The organism is Paenibacillus selenitireducens, from assembly GCF_002021565.1.
Taxonomy (GTDB): Bacteria; Bacillota; Bacilli; order Paenibacillales; family Paenibacillaceae; genus Paenibacillus_K; species Paenibacillus_K selenitireducens.
The window spans coordinates 72079-91290 of sequence record NZ_MSZX01000006.1; the positions used below are offsets into that span (position 1 = coordinate 72079).

Consider the following 19212-nt stretch of genomic DNA (forward strand, 5'->3'; position numbering starts at 1 on the left):
CTCTTCTATACCGTTATTATTCACTGAGTCGTTCGGCATTCTCCAAGAGAAGCTCAAGGCTCTGTCTAAACTTCTCAATATCCTCGCGATTCATCCCTGCGAACAACTCGCGATTATATTGTTGTTCAATCGGTGTGAGGATTTCTGTAATCTTTTGGCCTTCCTCCGTCACATATAATAAAAACGCACGTCGATCAGAAGGATCTGTCTCTTTGCGGACCATCCCTTTACGCTCTAACAAATCGAGAATCCGGGTTAAAGTTGGTTGATCTCTTGACGTCCGTAAGGCGAGCTCTTTCTGATTAATCCCATCTTCCTCGTATAATCGCACCAGTACGGTAAATTGCTCTGGTGTTAGATCATAGGGCTTAAAGCGTTGCATGAGGGGATGCAGCATCTTCCGGTACGTAACCCCTAATTGATAACCTAGCGAATCATCTAAAATACTTCGACCCATGTAAAAAGCCTCCAAATTAATTAATTAGTATACTAATTATATGTCATACAATCTTGTGATGTAAATCACTTTTTATAATTTCATTATTTTCTGAAAAAAACTCCCTTCTCATTCCATGAAACCTTAGAATGAAAGGGAGTTTACTATCCTCATATGCGATTATGTGGCGTGAACGGCTCCTTTGATCTTCACATGCTGCCAATCCGTCCGATAGAAGCGGTACATTAATGTGAGACCAAATACCATCAGATACGAATACAATGCAATCCATGCTCCTATACTGCCCAGATCGAAGACGAAGATAAGCACGTATGACAAGGGAACAAATAAACACCAAGCAACGACAAGCGATGTCCGAAGCAAGAACGTCGTATCCCCAATGCCCCGCAGTCCTCCTGCATAGAAGTTCAAGAAGCCATCGAATAATTGTAAAAAGGCCGATATCATAATCAATTGCGCTGCCGTGTGATATACAGCCGGATCCGTGTTGTTGTAGAGCATCGCAATGTTCTCAGCAAATATGAATTCCAGCGTACCGAGTACGAGCAGAAAAATAGATCCCATAATTGCTGTATCCGTACCTGCGCGGCGTCCTTTCAACGGTTGACCTCGCCCCACTTCCTGACCCACTAAAATCGTCGCCGTTGCTCCGAAGGCAAATGCCGGCATGAATCCGAATGACATGACGTTCAAAGCCACCTCATTCGCCGCTAACGCTTCGGTCCCTAATCTGGCCACGAATACCGTAAAGATGAACATCGACAGGCTCATCGAGAATTCCTGTACCCCTAGCTTTGTACTCTCGGTGATTAATTCCTTCATGTCCCGAAGGCGCGGAACCACCCAAGTACGCGTCTGATATAACGGGTGAAGTCGGAAGAAGTATACATAGATCGCTAATACTAATCCAACGAATTCTCCAATTAGAATGGCATAGCCGGACCCTTCCAAGCCCAATTCCGGTAATCCAAAATGTCCGAAGACAAGGCCATATACCAAAAATAATATAATGACGTTACTAATCACGGATAGAACCATGGACGTCTTGGTATCTCCAATACCGCGAAGAAATCCATGAAAGACAAATGAGATCATACCGAGAGAAAGTGCAAAGAAACGCAATTCAAGATATTGCTCACCCACGCCCACAAGCTCAGAAGATCCGCCCGTCCAGCCGAGAATTTCCCCCGAGAAAAACCATCCCACAACAAATAATATAATGGCAAAAATCGTAACTAAGTATAGCGCATAATACATACGCTTGATACCGGTCCGCATATCGTTCGCACCATAATTTTGAGCGACCAAATAATTCACCGTATGTCCAATGCCGGAGAATATCGCAAAGCCATTGTACATAATGATGTTCGATACCCCAACGATGGCAATAATAAGGGCTCCCAAATGCCCTACCATGATGAGATTCACCGTTCCAATCACCGTCGCCGTCGCAAAAGAAAGCAGCGATGGGATCGCAAGCATTAAAATCTTTTTCCAGTTTTGCAGCATCATCCAGCCTCATTTTCTTCAATAATAGTCAAGTCTCATTTTGCATGAGAACCTTCTATTAAGCAACCGGAGATTTCCTATTTACAATAAATTTGTCATTTCATACAATGCCTTCGTGGACGATCACAATTTTTTCACAGCATAGACCCGAAGTCGGCAATAATCCGCTTGCCACTGTCCCATTTGCATCAACTTCGGTCGAATGCGTTCAGCCACTTCGTTATAGACATCACGGCGCTGCTCCGGCTGCAGCTTATTGACGAAGGAACCCGCAAATGAATCCAGCCAAATTTCTAACCCCTGCTCACCACCGCCTAAGGTTGTAGGTCGTTCAAACCGCACGGCTTGCTGTACCTGAAACCCGATAGACTCTAATAACGAAGTATATTCTCCGATACTTGGAAAATACCATGGATTCATCTCCTCTTCGTACCACCCACGTTCGCGCAAGACCGCGGTTAATGCATTTGCGATGGACTCAATGTTCCCTTTCCCACCAAACTCCGCAACGAATCGGCCGCCTGGTTTTAAAGCATGAAATATGGAATCTGCCGCACCATGGGCATCTTTCATCCAATGCAATGCCGCATTGCTGAACACCGCATCCGCCAAATCGCGCGTTTGGTACGCTTGACCATCTGCTTGCTCGAAGGAGGACGCCATACTTGGATATTTCCGCTGCGCTTCCTCAATCATTTCCCGGGAAAAATCAATCCCAAGTACACTCGCGCCACTTGCGGCAATAGCTGCCGTCAAATCCCCCGTTCCACATCCCCAATCGATAACATGTTCTCCAGCTTGCGGACGAAGCCATTCCATAACATCCTTCCCATACGCGGATACAAATGCCATGTGATGATCATACTGCTGTGCATTCCATGCTTGTTGATGCTCGATTTGCTTCATTGTTACCCGCCCCTCTCTGTGATAGGTATATTTTTACATATGTATTGTTATAAGTGAAATATATAAAACAAATAAATGTAATAGGTTTACCCTATATACGTTCACCCATCCACGTGAAATAACCATGTCTGCTCCGAAGAACAACCATGGTTATCGATGTACTTGTTTATCCCAAACGTATATCAAAACTTTAGCGGTTCAACAGACTTCCCACATAGCGTAGAAGTTCATTGGCGCACACAGGGCAATAGCCATGCTCATCCATCAAACGTTTGGACACTTCATTAATTCGTTTCAATTGCTTCTCATCCGGTGTCTTGGTTGAGGTTGTAATCTTGACGATATCCTTCAAGTCAGCGAACAGCTTCTTCTCAATCGCTTCACGCAGACGATCATGGTTGTTGTACTCGAATTTACGTCCTTTGCGAGAATATGCGGAAATCCGAATGAGAATTTCTTCGCGGAACGCTTTTTTGGCATTTTCCGAGACACCAATTTGCTCTTCAATGGAACGCATTAATCTCTCATCTGGATCCAACTCCTCATCGGTCAACGGATCCCGAATTTTGGTCCAATTGCAGAAGGCTTCAATATTGTCGAGATAGTTCTCGAACAATGTCTTTGCCGACTCCTCATAAGAATAGACGAATGCCTTCTGAATTTCTTTCTTCGCGAGGTTATCGTACTCTTTACGCGCTACCGCGATAAAGTTCAAATAGCGCTCACGTTCATCTTTCGTAATCGAAGCATGCTGATCCAGCCCATCCTTCAGTGCACGCAATACATCCAACGCATTGATACATTGTAGATCCTGCTTGATCAAAGCGCTGGATATCCGGTTAATGACATAACGCGGATCAACGCCAGACATCCCTTCTTCGGCGTATTCACTCTGCATTTCTTTCAGATCGGCTTCTTTATACCCTTCGACTTCTTCCCCGTCGTACATGCGCATTTTCTTCACGAGATCCATGCCCTGCTTCTTGGTTTCCTTCAAGCGTGTAAGGATCGAGAATATGGCTGCAGACCGAAGTGCATGCGGTGCAATATGAATATGCTTCATATCGCTCTGACCGACAAGCTTATCATAAATCCTTTCTTCCGCACTTACCTTAAGGTTATACGGAATTGGCATGACAATCATCCGCGATTGAAGAGCTTCGTTCTTCTTATTTGCAATGAAGGCTTTGTACTCCGATTCGTTCGTATGAGCAATGATTAGCTCATCCGCGCTGATCAATGCGAACCGTCCAGCTTTGAAATTACCCTCTTGCGTAAGTGAGAGCAAATTCCACAAAAACTTCTCGTCACATTTCAACATCTCTTGGAACTCCATCAGACCGCGGTTCGCCTTGTTCAATTCGCCGTCAAATCGATAGGCCCGCGGATCGGATTCAGAGCCGAATTCCGTAATCGTTGAGAAATCAATGCTGCCGGTCAAATCGGCAATATCTTGCGACTTCGGATCCGAAGGCGTAAACGTACCGACCCCAATCCGTTGATCCTCTGAAATAATGACACGTTCCACCAAGACGCGCTCAATATCGCCGTAATATTCTGTTCGTAGACGCATTTGGCAGGATGGGCACAAATTGCCTTCAATCCGAACGCCTAACTCGCTTTCTACTTCAGGTCGAAGCTCATGCGGAATCAGGTGCAGAGGCTCTTCTTGCATCGGGCAGCCCTTAATGGCGTACACAGCGCCCTTCTCCGTTCTCGAGTATTGCTCCAATCCCCTTTTAAGCATCGTAACCAATGTCGATTTACCGCCGCTGACAGGACCCATTAAGAGCAGGATCCGTTTACGAACATCCAGCCGCCGCGCCGCAGAGTGGAAATATTCTTCTGTTAGTTTTTCCAATGCCCGGTCCAAACCGAACAATTCTTTCCTGAAAAACTTGTATTGTTTATGTCCATGACCCTCTTCCACACCATGGGACTTAATCATTTCAAACACCCGGGCATGGGCGGTCATGGCCGGGGTTGGATCATTACGCAGCAAATCGACGTATTCTCTAAAGGTCCCAATCCAAGAAATTCGCTCACTCTCTGCATGATGTTCAGATATTCGTTTAAATAAGTCCATGATTCTAACCTCCTACGCTTCCATTTTCTATTGGTGCCATATCCAACCGAGGTGTGACAGCGTGCCAAAAACCCAATTTAAAAGTGTATTACATAACTATGCGCGAAGGTGGGATTAGTTGCTCGAAATTTTCGGTTCGATACTATATAATGAGGGCTAGTCTAGGCACAAAATGTGGAATGATGTTAGATTCGTGAGGACAAGGGGGAGAGTCTGTGGCGATCCAGCACGAAACAGAGCTATATGAGCCCATCAAGCGTTTCTATGAAGAACGCGGCTACACCGTCAAAGGGGAAGTTCGTCATTGCGACCTTGTCGCTGTCGGTGAGCAGGAACAGGATATGGTTATTGTTGAATTCAAAAAGACGTTTAACCTCTCGCTCCTGCTGCAAGGGGTCGATCGAATGCAGTCCTGTGAGCAGGTGTATCTCGCGGTGGAACGGAACCGAAGCAAAAAAGGAGCGGTCAATCAGCGCTGGGGGGAGCTTACGCGCTTGTGCAAGCGTCTAGGGCTGGGGCTGATGACCGTGACATTCTATAAAACAAAGAAGCCTGTCGTCGAGGTATTATGCGAAGCCGCTGGCACGCTTGCCTATGCCGCTTCGCCTGTCGGTTCGCCCGCTCGTGTCAGCGGACGCCGCAAATCCCGCTTGCTTCATGAATTCAAGGAGCGCAGCGGGGATTACAATGTAGGCGGCAGCACGCAGCGCAAGCTCGTCACCGCCTACCGCGAGAAAGCACTGCGCATGGCACAGTGCATGAACGACCATGGTCAGCTTAGCCCGCGCGCCCTGCGTGAGCAGCTCGGGTACAGCAACGCAGCTGCCATGCTCCAGCACAATTACTACGGCTGGTTCGCGCGCGTAGGACGCGGCATATACGAGCTGACGCCCACGGGGCATGAGGCGCTCCAGCAGTACGCAGAGGTCGTGCGCGAATCGGCTGCTGCCTCGCAGAAGAACGAAGAGCGCTAAAGCTTCTTGTCCCTTCTTCGCATCCAATGCTGTGAAGGGAATGTAATACATAAAGGCTACCGAGATGATGATCTCGGTAGCCTTCTTTCATCCAGATACGTATGCTTAGCTTCGCGCCACGAATTCACCGATGGATTCCGCTAAAATGTGCATGCCCTTCGTGATCTGCTCACGGGATGAGTGTGTGAAATTCAAGCGCATGCGATTCCGCTTCGCCTCCGCCGCATAGAAATCCGATCCCGGTACGAAGGCAACGCCTTTCATGACAGACACACGCAACAGCGCATCTGCGTCTAAACCGTCAGGCAGTTCTACCCAGAAGAACATGCCGCCTTTTGGGGTAGTCCACGACGTTTCACGCCAATCATCACCTTCAAGGAGACTCTTCATTAAGAGCATGCGCGATTCATATTCTGTCCGAATTTCTGAAATATGCTGATCCAGACTGAAATCCGTGGCATTCAACAATTCATACAAAATTTGCTGATCCAGCATGCTGGAATGAATATCTACGGACTGCTTCATGCGAGTCATCATTTGGATGACACGTTTATCAGCGATGGCCCATCCTGTACGGAGAGCCGGGGCAACCGTCTTACTGAACGTGCTTGTGTAGACGACAACGCTATCATCAGGATGTTGATCAAGTGAGAAAATCGTCGGAAAAGGATCCTGTGGATTGGCGGCATCTTGAGCCTGTCCGTCCTGATCTCCAAATCGCAATTCCCCATAAGGATCATCCTCGAGGATTAGAATCTCATGAGCTCTGCATGCATTAAGCAACGCAAGTCGGCGTTCAACACTCCATACATTCCCCGTTGGATTGGAGAACGTCGGTACGACATAGACCATTTTGGGCGCGTATTGTTTGATTTTATTCTCCAAATCTTCTGGGATCATGCCATGTTCATCACTTTGCACCGGCACGATGTGTACGTCGCGGAATCTGAGTACATGCAGACAAGCCAAATAAGTCGGGTTCTCTACCAGGACGACGTCATTCGGCTCCAAATACACGCGGGCCAATAAATCGATCGCCTGCTGCGATCCTGTGGTGAGCATTATATTTTCCAGCCCCACGTGGATATTCTTGCGTTCTGCCATACGTTCACACAGCTTCTCGCGTAACGGTACATACCCTTCCGTAATCCCGTATTGGAGCGCTTGCGGATCCCCAGATAAGGCGCGATCAGCTGCACTGCGTACGGCCTCCATTGGGAACAATGCCTCGTTCGGCAGTCCACCGGCTAATGAAATCATGGACTTCCCTTGCGTTAATTTTAGAATCTCACGAACTGCGGATGCTTTGCCTTGCTGCACATTCGGAACAAATCGATACTGCATACAACGTCCCCCTTCCTCTACATATTAACAAGACTATACCCCTTTCCATTTTTATCCGCAATATCTGACGCCATGTTGTCTACAAAAAAAAGAATCCCGTGAAGACTTCGCTTCACAGGATGTGGCTTATCCTCTATCTATTGTTCCATCTGTTTCAATCGATAGATTTTCGATTCAGCAGGATGCAGCTTTACATTCCACGACCCGCTGGCCTCGCTTTCCGACCCGTCCCACAAATCATGAACGCGATATCCAGCTGCCGCATCTAACCCCAATCGTGCCAAATCGATATTTTTCTCGACCTCACAAGACCCATCATAGTTAAATACAGCAACATAAACGTCACCGTCAGCATCTGATTGGACGAAGACATCCGCAGCTCCTGAACCGTTATTCCCTTCAACCGGAACAAACGTCTTACCGATACGTGCTACATTAATAATGTCTTTGTTCGTGAGCCAGGCTTTGGCCCGCCAAGCGGCTTCTTCTTCCCGGAAATCATCCCCCATCAACAAAACCGTTCCTGCGATCACGGATCCGGTGAGACGGCTTCTCCCTTCATGCCGAGTCGTTGCATCTTGGTTGTAACTCTTATATAGAACGGAGTGGTCCGGATCGTTGAACCGATATACTGTATCGTTAATCCACCATCCGTACGTTACCGAATTCAGCATATATTCAGTATCCGCAATCGTTCCGAATGCATCGCAGGATACTCGCCGACTATGGGCGAAATGCGCAGGGAATAGCGGCGCAATCGACAAATTAATGAAGAACGGTTTCCCCACCCGTTCAGGAGATAGCTTGGACGTCAGATAACTCATGCCAAAGTGATAGGCTGCGATCCCAGTCGTTATGATCGGATTGTGATGTACACCTTCCAACGCACCATGTGCCATGAAGTCGAGTTTAATATATTCGAAGCCTTCGGTGATGAACTTATCCGTGTACCAGTCAATTCGCTCCAGTGTACCTGGATGTGTTGGATCAATCGCCAATCCACCATCCAAATCCGGCAACACTTCCCCTTGCCAATCCTTCAGTAGTATATCGCGATATGTGTACTTTCCATTCGTTCCTTCCACTTCATCGTCAAATTGCGCAACGCCGCCCCAGAACGTGAACGGGGTCCAATACGTTCCCGGCTTATGGCCATTGCGACGAACGAGCTGCACCGCATCTTGCATTTGATCTTCCGATAGATTCGTCCAGAACGAATCAAAATTAATATAGAGCGTTCCTTCATTCTGGAATCCTTCTGCTTGAACCTCTTGCTTCAGAAAATTCGACGTGGAGGTATAGAGGTCATAATCCAGCTTATCCGCCGCAGCCGACCAACTGTTCCAGCCGAAAGGGACACCGCTTTCCCATGGCAGCGCAGGCGTTACCTTGGCATTCGCACGGCCGTATGCCTCGAGTCCTTCCCGATAATCCTCGTAGAATCCCAGGAAAACAAGAGGCGATTTAATCGTTCTCCCGGAAACGTACCCATGCGGAAGCGAATCCCTTGTAAATGTACTGGATGCACCGCCGTAAACATCCAACGCATCGATGCCATCTGCTTGTTTACCATGGACTTGAATACCTGTTTTCCACACATCATGAGTCAATGAACCCAGCACGAGCCCATGGCGATTTTCATTGCGGAAGATCGCTGAGACTTCATAGCTTTCAATTTCTAGCGGCAGTGGGTTGGCACTGTATCGTACCCATTTATCATTATCAAAGGGAACCTGCAGCACATGCAGAGGATCCGCATCGACCTTTGCCTTCGCAGGAACCTGAAGTGACGCAGCCTTTAACACCGAAATTCGATTTACTTTGATCACATCTTGACTTGTCACGTCCGTACGCAATAATACAAAAGGTTGATGTTCATATATCGTCATGTACTGTATCATTGCAGGCCAAAGAGATGCCTCATGCCGAATGGCGATTTGAACGCCTTGACCAAATTCGTCTTCGATTTGTACAAACTCTCCATGGAGCCCATGCTGTTGATACTGGTTCGAATGCAGCTCTTTGCCCATCCAACGTACAGCGCTTACAATACCGTTCATCTCAAATCCTTGTTTTCCGTGATAGGACGCCTCTCCTGTTCGAAGATCCACTCGTAATTGAATCAATCCATTGTCAAGCTGAATTACCTCTTCAGAGCTAGTAACTACGTTAATCTGCGCGTGCTTTTCTTGTAACATGGTGTATAGCCTCCTCTGATAATAATATGGACACTTCCATGTCACCCATTGTAAAGAAGGGGGAAAGTGGATTCTATGCTAATATCTTCAGATTTATAGTGGAATCCAACACAATTTTTCAGCTTCGAAAATCTTCCAATATTTACGAATCCATAATATCACCCTGCTTGTATTAAGAGTTCTGTCATGTTGCAATTCATTTATCGACATTGGCATTTGTCGTTTTTGCGAAAATTGACAGGAATATGGTAGAATACACAAATACAAGAATTATAGACTTATGAGGTGATCGCAATGAATTCTTCTTTAGAGCCAAATGCCGAATCAATTGCGGCTAGACGGGCGTCGAAGAAGGCGGGCGGATCTGCTCTGTGGTTTCTATTGTTTTGGATTGTAATGATAGGAATTGGCGTGGTAGCAACGTATCTGTACAGCAATCATATGAAGCAGCAGATGATCTCCCAAATCCAGACGTCAACAAATCAACAAATCGCGGAGATGAAGGCTGATTATTCCGCTCAGTTGAAGTCCATGAGTGAAGAAATGAACACATTAAAGAGTAAAGTGGATACCTTTAATGAACTGCTCACGTTCACGAAAGACAATGCAAGCAGCAAGACCGATAACAGCAATAAGCTGTACACCCAGCTGAATGATGTCAAACAAAAATTGGATGCGCTCCAGAAAAAAATGGATCTATTGAAATGAGAACGCCCATTCAACGCATGAATCGCATGCTCATGCTCGTTAGCGCTCCTTTCATTGGTCTGTTTTTCTTCTTGCTCGCAGCATCTTATCCTACGGACATCACCTATGAGATACAATCCACAGCGACACCAAATGATTGGAAACAATCCACGGCTGCTATTAACACACAGTTAGATGAAGCTAGTACGACCGCGAAGTTCACGATCGATTCCATTCGAAAAGTGGCAACGCTGTATCAGAAAACAACATCGACGATGAATGCGATTGTCAATCAATCGACGATACAGGCCGCTCGTCCGGAGAAAATCTATAATACACGAATTACGAAACGACTGGGCGGTGCCTCAGAACGTGTGGATTCCGAGAACATCACCATGGAGCTGTATCGGATCAATCAATCGACGTATGAAGGGTATGCGGTCAAGATAAAACTGAAGGATCCGAAGGCCATGAAAATGGTCCTTGGTCATGATACAGTAGGCCGCGCAGAAACCACGATGCAAGCCGTCAAGCGGCACGGGGCTGCAGCCGGTATCAATGCGGGGGGCTTCGCGGATGGCGGCGGAGGCAGATATCCACTCAGTACCACAGTCATGAATGGAAAGTATGTGAACGGCGGTTTTGAAGCAAGCTACAAAGACCTGAGCTTCGTCGGACTGAATAAGCAAGGGCAGTTGATTGGCGGTAAATTTCAATCCAAAAGTCAACTGGATCGTCTAGAACCATCCTTTGGTGCAACATTCGTACCTGTCCTATTGACCCATGGCGTGAAAAATCCGATTCCTGATAAGTGGAAAGGTTCTCCATCCCGTGCGCCGCGGACCGTCATAGGGAATTATAAAGATGATCAACTCCTCGTGATGGTCATTAATGGCCGGAATGAGAACGGTTCTTCGGGCGCTACCTTAATGGAACTCCAGAATAAACTTGCTAATCTGGGTGTCGTCGATGCCTATAACCTGGATGGTGGAGGATCTTCGTCTCTGATTTTCAACGGTAGAGTGGTGAATAGTCCTTCAGATGGACAATTACGTCCCGTACCGACTCATTTTTTATTCTTCAAATAAATGCCTATACCAGATTTCAATGAAAAAATTCACATTTTTTTAGATTTTCTTTTAGGTATATTTTGGGTATAATAGGGGTTAGTTATTGGAGGTGTGCATCATGTCACTGACGTTTTGGATTATTATGTTAGTGTTTGTTCTATTCATTACTGCGATCCTCACTTCTTCGTATAACGAAGATAAAACTAAAGGGCTGTAATACATATACCGCACCTTGATAAAAAGCTTCCCCTATCCGTTTGGATGGAGGAAGCTTTTTATTTGCCAGATCTATTAGGCTTGTCTTTGCAGAAGGTTCATTTCATCGGCACATTGAGTGCATATGTATTTTTCCTTGAATTCAATTACACCCACCATCGATCCGCAAAACACGCATTTCGGACGATAACGCTCTAGAATAATATGATCCCCCTGTACAAGAATCTCTACAGGGTCCCCTTCGTTCATTTGATACCGTTTACGTAACGATTTCGGTAAAACTATACGCCCCAGTTGATCTACTTTTCTGACTACACCGGCAGGTTTCATAAGCAGCGGCCACCTTTCTCTATAAGTCTATTTGAACCTTAGAAAACTCTGCCCTTTTACACTTCGCTTATAACTGCATAAAATCCTGCTAAAAGCATTGAATTATTTAATTTGTTAACCAAGTGGTTTGAAATCAAGCTGGCGAAGCGCTTCATAGACAATAATAGCCGCAGAATTGGCTAAATTCAACGACCGTACTTTATCGGTCATTGGCATTTTCATGCAAGTTTCTGGATTTGCATGAATTAAGGATTCAGGTAATCCTTTGGTTTCTTTTCCGAAGACGAAGAAATCGTTATCTTGGAATTCAAAATCAACATAGCGATTGCTTGCCTTGGTCGTCGCATAGAAGAACCGGCCTTCTGGATATTTCGCTTGCACCTCTGCAAACGAATCATGGTACTCAATATTAACGGCGTACCAGTAATCCAAGCCTGCGCGCTTCAATGTTGCATCATCGGTACGAAATCCTAAAGGACGTACCAAATGCAAATGGGTTCCCGTCGCTGCACAAGTGCGGGCAATATTGCCGGTATTGGCAGGAATCTCGGGCTCAACTAATACAATATGTAATGCCATCCGTTCATTCACCTCACATCCATTTTCATTATACAACATACTGTCAAAATTATCGATTTAACATGGAGTTTACGTTTTATTAATACCCGTATGACGAACCTCCTTCATAATAGGATGTAATATCCACCAACAGGACTATTTGTAAAGGAGACACGGCGTAATGTTGAAGAAGAAAATTCTTGTCGTCGATGATGAACCTTCAATTTCCACCTTAATAGATTTTAATTTAAAACTAGCCGGTTTTGACGTATTGTGTGTCTACGATGGGGAAGCTGTATTTGAAGTCATTCAACAATTCCGACCGGATTTAATCGTGCTGGATCTTATGCTTCCTAAGACGGACGGGCTCGAAGTCTGCCGCAAGCTGCGCGACGATAACAATTTAGTTCCTATAATTATGCTTACGGCCATCCAAGATATTTCCAACAAGATTACAGGTCTCAATTATGGTGCGGATGATTATATGACTAAACCTTTCAGTCCCCAAGAATTAATCTCCCGCATTCAAGCCATTCTGCGCCGGGTGCAAGCGTTGCCTTCTACGAAAGAAGGAACCTTATATGAAATCGGACGCCTCATGGTTCATGAAGAGCAACGCGAAGTGTTTCTTGATGGCAATCCGATCGAACTCACGCCCAAAGAATTCGAGCTGCTCTTATTCCTATGCCGACATCGCGGCAAGGTCCTAAGCCGTCAGCAGCTGCTGCACGGCGTGTGGGATTATCATTTTTTAGGCGATACACGGATCGTCGATGTTCATGTGAGTCATTTACGCGATAAAATCGAGAAGAATGCGCGAAGCCCGCAATATATTATGACCATTCGCAATGTTGGCTATAAGTTAATTGAGCCGGCTGTCAAAGAAGAGTTAGCCTAACAATAGTTCATAAAGGCAGGTTAAAAAGCAACGGGATAATTACACCGTTGCTTTTTTATGGATGAAACACTATAATGATCTTGTTTTAGTAAAAGTGTCCATTACGATTGAAGGAGTGATAACTATGGTAAAAAAGCTGATTGTAACCCATTGTAACCCGTCGCGAGGTCACAGAGCTCCTTAAATTCGTTTCTTTGACACTTTATGAACTCAGCTTTTAAGGATTCTCTGTGGCATGGTCCCAAACTACCAGACCACTTAGGAGGAATCCGCTTTGAAATTACAGCAATTAGGTTGGAATGAACAGTATCAAACCGCATTTGAGGCATACGCCAAATTAGGGTATCAAGCCGCTCGCGTAGCACTTGAGCATACCCATCTATATACGTTATACACAGAACAAGGAGAATTACTTGGGGAAGTCTCCGGCAAATATCGCTTTGAAGCATTAGAACGCGGTGATTACCCTGGGATTGGCGACTGGGTTGCCATTCAAGGTCGTCCTGAGGATGGGCGGGCAACCATTCACGCGCTTCTCCCCCGTATGAGTAAATTCTCACGCAAAGTTGCAGGCAGTACAACCGACGAGCAAATAGTAGCTGCGAATATCGATACCGTCTTTCTCGTCAATGCACTGAACAATGATTTTAATGTTCGGCGTGTGGAACGTTATCTCATCATGGCATGGGAGAGCGGTGCGAATCCCGTCATCATCTTAAGCAAGGCAGATTTGTGCGAAGATCCTGAAGCCATATTATCAGAACTTGAATCCGTCGCGATCGGGGTACCCATTCATATCGTAAGCACCTTTACGGATACAGGGTTCGATGCGCTGGCCCCCTATCTCACCGAAGGAAAAACCATTGCACTACTTGGTTCCTCCGGTGTCGGTAAATCTTCTATTATCAATCGTATGCTTGGAACAGAGATGCAGAAGGTTCAAGGGGTTCGTGACGGAGATGATCGCGGTCGACATACGACAACCCATCGTGAACTGTTCCTGCTTCCGAACGGCGGCATGATGATTGACACGCCGGGAATGCGTGAATTGCAGCTATGGGATGCGGATGAAGGGTTCTCAGGCTCCTTCCAAGACATTGAAACATTGATTGAACAATGTTACTTCACGGATTGTACGCATAAGAATGAGCCACGGTGTGCCGTAAGAGAAGCATTAAACAACGGTTCGCTGGATATCAGTCGTTATGAGAATTATAACAAAATGAAAGCAGAACTCGCTTATCTCGCGCGTAAGGAAGATGCCAAACTACGACAGCTCGAGAAACAACGAGTCAAAAAATTATCGAAACATATTCGAAAAACTCATGCATGATGATTTCGAATTCACAACAAAAGGGGCTGTTCCCAAGGTCAATAACTTGACGTTTGGGAACGGCCCCTTCTTTATTTTCAATAAGCTTATCCGTTCTGACGTTGGAATTCTGCCATGAAATCAGCAAGTGCTTTACAGCTCTCGTACGGTACCGCATTATAGGCAGAAGCACGCAAACCGCCAACGCTGCGATGTCCTTTTAGACCTACAAAACCTGCTTGTTCGGACTCTTTAATAAACTTCTTCTCTAGTTCTTCGGATTGCAGACGGAAAGTCAGGTTCATGATCGAACGGCTCTCAGGCTGTGCACAACCCAGGTAGAACCCATTGCTATGGTCAATGGTATTGTAGATCAGGTTCGCTTTCTCACGGTTGTTCTTCTCCACGGCCGTAAGCCCGCCTTGCTCATCAATCCACTTCAATACTTGATTTACCATATAAATAGCAAATGAAGGTGGCGTATTGTATAGCGAGTTGTTTTTGAAATGCGTATCGTAACGAAGCATCGTTGGGATGGTCTTCGGCGATGAAGAGATCAAATCTTCACGTGCAATGACAACCGTTACACCAGATGGTCCGAGGTTTTTCTGTGCTCCAGCATAGATCATGCCGAATTTCGACACGTCCAGCGGACGACAAAGGATATCACTCGACAAATCGGCGATTAATGGCACATGGCCTGTGCTTGGATATTCTTGAAATTGTGTACCTTCAATCGTTTCATTCGAAGTCACATGCAAGTAAGCTGCATTATCCGGCACTTCGATTTCGTTCAGGGATGGAATACGCATAAATTTATCTGCTTCCGAAGAGGCAGCAATATGTGTTTCGCCGATCAATTTAGCTTCTTTATAGGCTTTATCTGCCCAGCTGCCTGTCAATACATAGCTGGCAACTTGCCCCGCGCCTAACAAGTTCATCGGAATCATCGCGAATTGCGTGCTTGCTCCACCTTGTAAGAAAAGGACTTTATAGCCTGCAGGGATGTTCAACAACTTCTGCAGCAGGCTTTCCGTTTCATTGTGTACACTTTCATAGATCGCACCACGATGGGACATTTCCATGATGGACATCCCGGAATTTCTAAAATCCACAAATTCTTGCTGCGCCCGTTCTAATACGACTAAAGGAATGGCTGCTGGTCCTGCGTTGAAGTTAAATGCTCTTTGGCTCATGATCTTCTCTCCCTGCCTTGTCTATATTTACAAAAAAAAGGTTACGGATATGATAGCAATAATCTGAAGTTACAGCAAGTGAATTTGCTATGAACATGGCAAAAAAGTCCCCGCTTCCCCCGAATTCGGTCGAAGCAGGAACTTGTTACGTTCTTAGCAATCGAAGTATAAGCTATATTCTTGCGGATGAATGCGAATCGCTACCGATTTAGCTTCGCCGCGTTTCAAGTCGATATAGTTCTCGATGAATTCTTTTGTAAATACGTCGCCTTCTGTCAAGAATTCATAGTCTGCTTCTAATGCGTTCAACGCCTCATCTAATGTACCCGGTACGCTGCGAATTTCTCGTTTGTCCGCATCAGACAATTCGTAGATGTTCTTGTCGAATGGTCCATAACCTAGGGCAACGGGATCGATCTTGCGTTTGATACCATCCAAACCTGCCATTAACATCGCTGCGAAGGAAAGGTAAGGGTTCGCTGTGGAGTCCGGTGTACGGAACTCGATACGGCAGCCTTTTGGTGTTACAGCTGCCACAGGAATACGCACGGCTGCAGAACGGTTACCTTTGGAGAATACCAAGTTAACGGGTGCTTCATAGCCTGGTACCAGACGTTTGAAAGAGTTCGTACTCGGGTTCGTCAAAGCGATCAATGCTGGCGCATGATGAAGAATACCACCGATGTAGTGCAATGCCATTTCGCTCAAGTTCGCATAGCCGCCTTTTTCATAGAACAAAGGCGTATCGCCATTGAAGATGGATTGGTGAACATGCATACCGCTGCCGTTATCGCCGAACAATGGTTTAGGCATGAATGTCGCTACTTTACCATATTGTCTGGCTGTGTTGTGAATAATATATTTGTACTTCATCAAGTTATCCGCTGTTTTGGTCAATGTGTCAAAACGGAAGTTAATTTCTGCTTGACCTGCCGTCGCAACTTCATGGTGATGACGCTCGATGCGAAGACCTGCTTCGGTCATCAGACGGCACATTTCGCTGCGGATATCTTGCTGCGTATCTACTGGAGCTACAGGTACATATCCGCCTTTTGTACGAACTTTAAATCCAAGGTTACCGCCATCTTCTTTGCGGTTCGTATTCCATGATGCCTCTTCGGAATCGACATAGAAAGAAGAACTGTTCATGGAGTTCTCATAACGAACATCGTCAAAAATAAAGAATTCGGATTCAGGAGCAAAAAATGCAGTCGTACCAACACCTGTTGTTTGCATGAATTGCTCCGCTTTTTGCGCGATGCCACGTGGGTCGCGTTCATAACGCTCACCATCTGGTGTATGAATGTTACACATCACGATCAATGTTGCATGTGCTGTAAATGGATCAATATATACGGATTCAGGATCTGGCATCATAACCATATCCGACTCTTCAATGCCGCGGAAACCTGGGATCGAAGAACCGTCGAAAGCTACACCATTCACAAATGTTTCTGCTTCTACTTCGGAAGCAGGTAAAGAAATGTGATGTGCGCGACCTGATAGGTCAACGAAGCGGAAATCTACCCACTCAATGTTGTTTTGTTTAATAATGTCCAATACGTTTTCAACTGACATCCTTAATTCCTCCCATTCCCGAACATTTATCGGGATTACGCTATTGAATGTTCAACTTTTTTTCTTTGTTGAAGTTATTATATTCCCATGACAATTCATCGTCAATACTCATGTAAGGTATTTTTTTATTTACGTGTCAGGTATTATTACATTATGTACAAATGATTCGCTAAATAGTGCAAATCCTAGACAGCACAAGCCTTTTCGGCGATGAACACAGCGAAAAACCACCGCATATTTGCGGTGGTCCCGTTAGGTTACGTGCGAATCTATGTGTCTAAAACCGAACTTTATACCACTTTCCAGGATTGGAATGCTTCAGCTGGAGCTTTCTCCGTGTCAAACGTCTTTCCTAACACGGCGCCTAGCTTTTCTAAATCTTTTAAGAGATTGGCGAATTGATCTGGGAACAGCGATTGAACGCCATCACCCGTCATCGAGTTGTCTGGATCCGTATGCATCTCGATAATAAGTCCGTTAGCCCCTGCAGCTACAGAAGCTTTGGACATCGTCTCAACAAGCTCACGACGGCCTGTACCATGGCTAGGATCTGAAATGACAGGCAAATGGCTTAGCTGTTGGAGAACAGGGATCGCTGTCAAATCAAGCGTATTCCGTGTGTAGGTCTCGAACGTCCGAATTCCACGTTCGCACAACATCACATTCGGGTTCCCGCCCGCCAAGATATACTCCGCTGCATTCAGGAACTCATCATAAGTTGCACTGAAGCCACGTTTCAGCAATACCGGTGTATTCGTCTCACCTAGCTTGCGCAGCAAATCGAAGTTCTGCATGTTACGCGTTCCGACTTGAAGAATATCTGCGTATTCCGCACATACATCCACCGTCTCCGGTGTCATCACTTCAGTAATCGTTAATAAGCCATGCTTCTTTCCAGCCTCGGCCATCATCACTAAACCTTCCACACCGATTCCTTGGAAGCTGTATGGGCCTGTTCTTGGTTTGAAGGCACCGCCGCGGAGTACTTGACCGCCTGCTGCTTTGACAAGTCTAGCAATCTCATCTATTTGTTCTGGGGATTCCACAGCACAAGGACCACCCATGATGGTTAAATGGTTACCGCCAATTTTGACCCCTTTAATCTCAATAATCGTATCATCCGGATGGAAATCACGGCTTGCTAGTTTGTAAGATTTCGAAATTTTAATGACATTCTCCACGTCTTTCATCGAACGCAAGTGCTCAGCAAGCTTCGGTTCGTACTGACCCACGATCCCAATCACAGTACGATCTACGCCTCGAGAGATATGAGCTTGAGCCCCGGCTTGTTCAATTACTTTCACGATGTCGCGAACCCGTTCCTCTGACGTTTTGTTGGATGTAATAGCGATCATATTCAACACTCCTCTATTTCAATTCATTTTATGAGTTTATATTCTATTTCACTGCAACGCTTATCCGCTTTTAAGCTTTTATTCGTTAAAGTGATTATACGACCTATCTTATCATTCGTCAAGATGAATTGATGATCCTCCACTAGACATCACAGAATATACATATTTACTTTAATTGTAAATTATGGTATTTTAATTTCGATACTTATAGAAATGATAATATTCCAAAGGAAGGGGCCTCATCTTGGATGATAATCTGGAAATACAGCAAGCGGTCAAAATCTACAAAGCGCTCGGAGAACCGACGCGGCTTAAAATCGCACAGTTACTAACCGAGGAAGTGAATCTATGCTGCTCTGAAATCAAAGACAAACTGGAATCTGTCGCGGGCTCAACCTTATCTCATCACCTCAAGCAACTGACGGATTGCGGGCTGCTCGATCTCCGGAAAGAAGGAACCTACATCTACTACCGGGTGAATCGTGAAATCGCTCGAAAATACGCGCCGTATTTGTTGGAATAATTTTATGAATTTATT

17 protein-coding genes are annotated in these 19212 nt (G+C 45.6%); 6 read left to right on the forward strand and 11 right to left on the reverse strand.

Translation table 11 applies throughout. The features are described 5' to 3' along the window. Window positions 1-16: 16 nt before the first annotated feature. The 4 genes from BVG16_RS15995 to BVG16_RS16010 form a co-directional block, all read right to left on the reverse strand. A complete protein-coding gene (locus BVG16_RS15995) occupies window positions 17-457 on the reverse strand; it encodes a MarR family winged helix-turn-helix transcriptional regulator (RefSeq protein WP_078499686.1) in 441 nt (146 codons plus the stop codon). A 159-nt stretch (window positions 458-616) separates the two neighbouring features. Then, window positions 617-1966: an MATE family efflux transporter gene (locus BVG16_RS16000; RefSeq protein ID WP_078499687.1), complete on the reverse strand. Its 1350-nt coding sequence runs from the start codon at window positions 1964-1966 to the stop codon at window positions 617-619. A 123-nt stretch (window positions 1967-2089) separates the two neighbouring features. Further along, on the reverse strand, window positions 2090-2872 hold the full coding sequence (locus BVG16_RS16005) for a class I SAM-dependent methyltransferase (protein ID WP_078499688.1): 783 nt from the start codon (window positions 2870-2872) through the stop codon (window positions 2090-2092). Between the two features lie 190 nt (window positions 2873-3062). Continuing rightward, the gene (locus BVG16_RS16010) at window positions 3063-4958 is read right to left on the reverse strand and encodes a PrkA family serine protein kinase (RefSeq protein ID WP_078499689.1); all 1896 of its coding nucleotides are present in this window, start codon (window positions 4956-4958) and stop codon (window positions 3063-3065) included. A 215-nt stretch (window positions 4959-5173) separates the two neighbouring features. On the opposite strand from BVG16_RS16010, the gene BVG16_RS16015 reads away from it, so the two are divergent. Continuing rightward, entirely contained in the window at window positions 5174-5932 is a 759-nt protein-coding gene (locus BVG16_RS16015) for a DUF2161 domain-containing phosphodiesterase (protein WP_078499690.1), read from the forward strand. Window positions 5933-6037: 105 nt separating this feature from the next. On the opposite strand, the gene BVG16_RS16020 is transcribed toward BVG16_RS16015, so the two are convergent. After that, window positions 6038-7276: an aminotransferase-like domain-containing protein gene (locus tag BVG16_RS16020; RefSeq protein WP_078499691.1), complete on the reverse strand. Its 1239-nt coding sequence runs from the start codon at window positions 7274-7276 to the stop codon at window positions 6038-6040. A 137-nt stretch (window positions 7277-7413) separates the two neighbouring features. After that, window positions 7414-9474 carry an alpha-galactosidase gene (locus BVG16_RS16025; protein WP_078499692.1) on the reverse strand — a complete coding sequence of 687 codons (2061 nt, stop codon included), beginning with the start codon at window positions 9472-9474 and terminating at the stop codon, window positions 7414-7416. A gap of 294 nt (window positions 9475-9768) precedes the next feature. Between BVG16_RS16025 and BVG16_RS16030 the strand changes: the two genes are divergently transcribed. After that, a complete protein-coding gene (locus tag BVG16_RS16030) occupies window positions 9769-10182 on the forward strand; it encodes a hypothetical protein (RefSeq protein ID WP_078499693.1) in 414 nt (137 codons plus the stop codon). Continuing rightward, window positions 10179-11249, forward strand: a complete 1071-nt coding sequence (locus BVG16_RS16035; RefSeq protein ID WP_078499694.1) for a phosphodiester glycosidase family protein — start codon at window positions 10179-10181, stop codon at window positions 11247-11249. The genes BVG16_RS16030 and BVG16_RS16035 overlap by 4 nt, the downstream gene beginning before the upstream one ends. 273 nt (window positions 11250-11522) lie before the next feature. Here BVG16_RS16035 and BVG16_RS16040 read toward each other — a convergent pair whose 3' ends face one another. Both BVG16_RS16040 and trmL read right to left on the reverse strand, forming a co-directional pair. After that, window positions 11523-11777, reverse strand: a complete 255-nt coding sequence (locus BVG16_RS16040; protein ID WP_078499695.1) for an AbrB/MazE/SpoVT family DNA-binding domain-containing protein — start codon at window positions 11775-11777, stop codon at window positions 11523-11525. A gap of 114 nt (window positions 11778-11891) precedes the next feature. Then, window positions 11892-12356: a tRNA (uridine(34)/cytosine(34)/5-carboxymethylaminomethyluridine(34)-2'-O)-methyltransferase TrmL gene (gene trmL / locus BVG16_RS16045; protein ID WP_078499696.1), complete on the reverse strand. Its 465-nt coding sequence runs from the start codon at window positions 12354-12356 to the stop codon at window positions 11892-11894. A 160-nt stretch (window positions 12357-12516) separates the two neighbouring features. On the opposite strand from trmL, the gene BVG16_RS16050 reads away from it, so the two are divergent. Both BVG16_RS16050 and rsgA read left to right on the forward strand, forming a co-directional pair. Continuing rightward, a complete protein-coding gene (locus tag BVG16_RS16050) occupies window positions 12517-13233 on the forward strand; it encodes a response regulator transcription factor (protein ID WP_078499697.1) in 717 nt (238 codons plus the stop codon). A gap of 274 nt (window positions 13234-13507) precedes the next feature. Continuing rightward, a complete protein-coding gene (rsgA, locus tag BVG16_RS16055) occupies window positions 13508-14566 on the forward strand; it encodes a ribosome small subunit-dependent GTPase A (protein ID WP_078499698.1) in 1059 nt (352 codons plus the stop codon). A gap of 86 nt (window positions 14567-14652) precedes the next feature. Here rsgA and serC read toward each other — a convergent pair whose 3' ends face one another. The 3 genes from serC to aroF all read right to left on the reverse strand — a co-directional run bounded on the left by serC (window position 14653) and on the right by aroF (window position 18674). Next, window positions 14653-15741, reverse strand: coding sequence for a 3-phosphoserine/phosphohydroxythreonine transaminase (gene serC / locus BVG16_RS16060; RefSeq protein ID WP_078499699.1), 1089 nt, complete (start codon window positions 15739-15741; stop codon window positions 14653-14655). Window positions 15742-15894: 153 nt separating this feature from the next. Beyond that, entirely contained in the window at window positions 15895-17319 is a 1425-nt protein-coding gene (glnA, locus tag BVG16_RS16065) for a type I glutamate--ammonia ligase (RefSeq protein WP_078499700.1), read from the reverse strand. Between the two features lie 290 nt (window positions 17320-17609). Next, window positions 17610-18674 (reverse strand): 3-deoxy-7-phosphoheptulonate synthase, encoded by a 1065-nt coding sequence (gene aroF / locus BVG16_RS16070; protein ID WP_078499701.1) that lies wholly within the window; start codon window positions 18672-18674, stop codon window positions 17610-17612. Window positions 18675-18918: 244 nt separating this feature from the next. On the opposite strand from aroF, the gene BVG16_RS16075 reads away from it, so the two are divergent. Beyond that, window positions 18919-19197, forward strand: coding sequence for an ArsR/SmtB family transcription factor (locus BVG16_RS16075; protein WP_408635341.1), 279 nt, complete (start codon window positions 18919-18921; stop codon window positions 19195-19197). The last annotated feature ends 15 nt before the right edge of the window (window positions 19198-19212 follow it).

Bases quoted from the DNA above. Each gene is read 5' to 3' on its own strand.
- BVG16_RS15995 (WP_078499686.1), bottom strand. From the start codon at position 457: ATGGGTCGAAGTATTTTAGATGATTCGCTAGGTTATCAATTAGGGGTT.
- BVG16_RS16000 (WP_078499687.1), bottom strand. From the start codon at position 1,966: ATGCTGCAAAACTGGAAAAAGATTTTAATGCTTGCGATCCCATCGCTG.
- BVG16_RS16005 (WP_078499688.1), bottom strand. From the start codon at position 2,872: ATGAAGCAAATCGAGCATCAACAAGCATGGAATGCACAGCAGTATGAT.
- BVG16_RS16010 (WP_078499689.1), bottom strand. From the start codon at position 4,958: ATGGACTTATTTAAACGAATATCTGAACATCATGCAGAGAGTGAGCGA.
- BVG16_RS16020 (WP_078499691.1), bottom strand. From the start codon at position 7,276: ATGCAGTATCGATTTGTTCCGAATGTGCAGCAAGGCAAAGCATCCGCA.
- BVG16_RS16025 (WP_078499692.1), bottom strand. From the start codon at position 9,474: ATGTTACAAGAAAAGCACGCGCAGATTAACGTAGTTACTAGCTCTGAA.
- BVG16_RS16030 (WP_078499693.1), top strand. From the start codon at position 9,769: ATGAATTCTTCTTTAGAGCCAAATGCCGAATCAATTGCGGCTAGACGG.
- BVG16_RS16035 (WP_078499694.1), top strand. From the start codon at position 10,179: ATGAGAACGCCCATTCAACGCATGAATCGCATGCTCATGCTCGTTAGC.
- BVG16_RS16040 (WP_078499695.1), bottom strand. From the start codon at position 11,777: ATGAAACCTGCCGGTGTAGTCAGAAAAGTAGATCAACTGGGGCGTATA.
- trmL (WP_078499696.1), bottom strand. From the start codon at position 12,356: ATGGCATTACATATTGTATTAGTTGAGCCCGAGATTCCTGCCAATACC.
- BVG16_RS16050 (WP_078499697.1), top strand. From the start codon at position 12,517: ATGTTGAAGAAGAAAATTCTTGTCGTCGATGATGAACCTTCAATTTCC.
- serC (WP_078499699.1), bottom strand. From the start codon at position 15,741: ATGAGCCAAAGAGCATTTAACTTCAACGCAGGACCAGCAGCCATTCCT.
- glnA (WP_078499700.1), bottom strand. From the start codon at position 17,319: ATGTCAGTTGAAAACGTATTGGACATTATTAAACAAAACAACATTGAG.
- aroF (WP_078499701.1), bottom strand. From the start codon at position 18,674: ATGATCGCTATTACATCCAACAAAACGTCAGAGGAACGGGTTCGCGAC.